The organism is Mesorhizobium sp. M2C.T.Ca.TU.002.02.1.1 (genome assembly GCF_003997225.1).
The window spans coordinates 1-2924 of sequence record NZ_RZTO01000767.1; the positions used below are offsets into that span (position 1 = coordinate 1).

At 64.6% G+C, this 2924-nt stretch carries 4 protein-coding genes and 1 pseudogene; 1 reads left to right on the forward strand and 4 read right to left on the reverse strand.

The window, feature by feature from the left end; translation table 11 throughout:
* The 4 genes from EOD07_RS29035 to EOD07_RS29050 form a co-directional block, all read right to left on the reverse strand.
* Window positions 1-1109 (reverse strand): amidase (locus EOD07_RS29035; RefSeq protein ID WP_164772636.1); only part of this gene is annotated, 1109 nt, incomplete at its 3' end.
* Complete coding sequence (locus tag EOD07_RS29040; protein ID WP_040987225.1) at window positions 1109-1567, reverse strand: GNAT family N-acetyltransferase; 459 nt, start codon at window positions 1565-1567, stop codon at window positions 1109-1111. The genes EOD07_RS29040 and EOD07_RS29035, both read right to left, overlap by 1 nt.
* A 3-nt stretch (window positions 1568-1570) precedes the next feature.
* On the reverse strand, window positions 1571-1858 hold the full coding sequence (gatC, locus tag EOD07_RS29045; RefSeq protein ID WP_127237796.1) for an Asp-tRNA(Asn)/Glu-tRNA(Gln) amidotransferase subunit GatC: 288 nt from the start codon (window positions 1856-1858) through the stop codon (window positions 1571-1573).
* Window positions 1859-1970: 112 nt separating this feature from the next.
* Window positions 1971-2678, reverse strand: a complete 708-nt coding sequence (locus EOD07_RS29050; protein ID WP_127237797.1) for a metal-dependent hydrolase — start codon at window positions 2676-2678, stop codon at window positions 1971-1973.
* Window positions 2679-2797: 119 nt separating this feature from the next.
* On the opposite strand from EOD07_RS29050, the pseudogene EOD07_RS38720 reads away from it, so the two are divergent.
* Window positions 2798-2924: pseudogene (locus tag EOD07_RS38720) on the forward strand (Holliday junction resolvase RuvX); the annotation flags it as partial.

Consider the following 2924-nt stretch of genomic DNA (forward strand, 5'->3'; position numbering starts at 1 on the left):
TCCTTGCCGGGCACGCGCAGGCCGTAGCGAACGCCGTCATAGCGGGCGAGGTTCGACGAAGCCTCGGCAGGCGCCACGATATAATAGGCCGGCAAGGCATATTTGGTGTGCGGCAGGGAGATGTCGACGATCTCGGCGCCGGCATCCTTCAGCCAGGCGATGCCCCGCTGCCAGAGCGCCTCGATGTCTTGCGGCATGCCGTCGACGCGATACTCCTTCGGGATGCCGACCTTCATGCCCTTGATCGGCTTGCCGATCGCCGCTTCATAGTCCGGCACCGGGCGGTCGACCGAGGTTGTGTCCTTCGGATCGACGGAGGCCATCGACTTCAGCAGGATCGCGGCGTCGCGCACGTCGCGCGCGATCGGCCCGGCCTGGTCGAGCGAGGAAGCGAAGGCGACGATGCCCCAGCGCGAGCAGCGACCGTAAGTCGGCTTGATGCCGACCGTGCCGGTGAACGCCGCCGGCTGGCGGATCGAGCCGCCGGTGTCCGTCGCGGTAGCGCCGGCGCAGAGGAAGGCGGCCACCGACGATGCCGACCCGCCCGACGAGCCGCCCGGCACCAGCTGGGCGTTGTCCAAGGTCCGCGCCGTCTTCGTGCCGCCGGCGGAAACAAAGCCGCCATCGCCCTGATGCGTCGTCGGCATGACGACCGTATCGACACGCGAGCGCCGCCACGGATTGATCACCGGGCCGTAGTAGGAGGTCTCGTTCGACGAGCCCATGGCGAACTCGTCCATGTTGAGCTTGCCGAGCATCACCGCGCCGTCCGCCCACAGGTTGCTGGTCACGGTCGATTCGTAACGCGGCTTGAAGCCGTCCAGCACGTGGCTGCAGGCCTGGGTATGGATGCCTTCGGTGGCGAACAGGTCCTTGATGCCGAGTGGAATGCCTTCCAGCGCGCCACCCTCGCCCTTGGCGAGCCTGGCGTCGGAGCTCTTCGCCATGTCGCGCGCCTTGTCGGCGGTCACAGTCACATAGGCGTTGAGCACGGGATTGGCGCGATCGATCGCCGCAAGATAGGCCTCGGTGATTTCAGCCGCGGTGATCTCCTTGCCGCGCAGCTTGGCGCGGGCCTCGGAAATGGTGAGATGTGTGAGATCGCTCATCAGGCAAGGCTCTTTTCGTAAAACACCGACCACTCGGAGTCGGGATAATCCAGCACCGGTCCGCAACGCGAGAATCCGGCGCGCTCATAGACGGTCCAGGCCGCGGGGTGCCGATCGCCGGTTTCGAGAACCAGGCGCCTCAGCCCTTCCTGCCGGGCAAGCGCCTCGACCCGTCCGACGATCTCGGCGCCGATCTTGCGACCTCGATGCGAAGGTCGCGTGTACATGCGCTTGACCTCACCGACCGCCCCGTCATGGCGCTTGAGCGCGCCGCAGCCGACGGCGAGGCCGTTGTCGCGGGCGATGAACACCGTCGTATCCTTGCCCGCCATCTGCTCGACGGTCAGATGATAGCAGTGCTCGGGCGGCGTCAGTTCGAGCAACGCGGCATTGAGCTCGGCGACCAGCGCGCGCACGTCGTCCTGCAAAGGCGTCTCGACGGCGATCTCGACAGCCACGGCCTACTCCACCACCTTCGGAACGAGGAAAAAGTTCTCTTCCGTCGCCGGCGCATTGGCGACGATGTCGGCGGGCTTGTTGCCGTCGGTGACGACATCCTGGCGCTTCTTCATCTCCATCGGCGTGACCGAGGTCATCGGCTCCACGCCAGAAACATCGACCTCGTTCAATTGTTCGACGAAGCCGAGGATGGCGTTCAATTCGCCGGTCATGCGCTCGGCGCCCTCCTCGCTCACCGCGATACGGGCAAGGCGCGCGACGCGCTTCACGGTCTGAAGATCAACGGACATGTTCTATCGCCTCGGGAAAACCAGTGCGGGCTATAGCGGCGCGGCGTCTGCCGCGCAACATGCATGATGCCGGTCAGCTCAGTTGCGGTACCCCCTGGCGATTGCAGGCGACTTAGATCGTGATCGCCTTGCCGACTTCCGGAAGCGCCACATTGACGCCCGAGCCTTCCAGGCCGGCGACGAACTTGTCGGCGGTCTGGTCGAGCATCGAGAAGGTGCGGAAGTGGCAGGGAACGACGGTCTCGAAGCCGAAGAAGCGGCGGCAGGCAAGGGCCGCCACCGCGCCACCCATGGTGAAGCGGTCGCCGATCGGCACGATGCCGATCTTCGGTTCGTGCAACTCGTTGATCAGGCCCATATCGGAGAAGATGTCGGTGTCGCCCATGTGGTAGAGCGTCTTGTCCTCCGGGAAGTGCAGGACCAGTCCGCCCGGGTTCCCCAGATAGGTGTTGGTGCCGCCTTCGCCGCCGAAAGAGGACGAGTGCAACGCCTGGACGAAGGTCGTGGTGAACGGCCCGCAATCGACGGTGCCGCCGATATTGCCCGGATTGATCTTGTCGCCGCTGACGCCCTGGCCGACGAGATACATGCAGATCTCGAAATTGGCGACCAGCATGGCGCCGCTTTTCTTCAGCACCTCGACCGCGCCGCTGACATGGTCGTTGTGGCCATGGGTCAGGAGAACATGCGTGACACCCTCCGCCGGCCCTTCCCAGCCGCCCGCCCAGGAAGGATTGCCGACCAGATAGGGGTCGATGAGGATGGTGGCGTCCTTGGTCTCGACGCGGAATGCCGAATGTCCGTACCAGGTCAGTTTCATGAATGCTTTCCTCGATTTTTCCGTTGCCGAAGGATAGAACGCTGGCGGCAAATTGAAAGTAGCGCGGCGCGCCTTACCGTCAAAAGGATGTGTGACGCCTGGATATCAGAGGAAGCCGCTTGGGCATCATTTCAATCGAGGAACTGCCGGGACGGCTTGCCGACGGCAAGACGCTCGCCGGGCTCGATCTCGGCGACAAGACGATCGGCGTGGCGGTCTCTGATCGCGGGCTGTCCTTCGCCCATC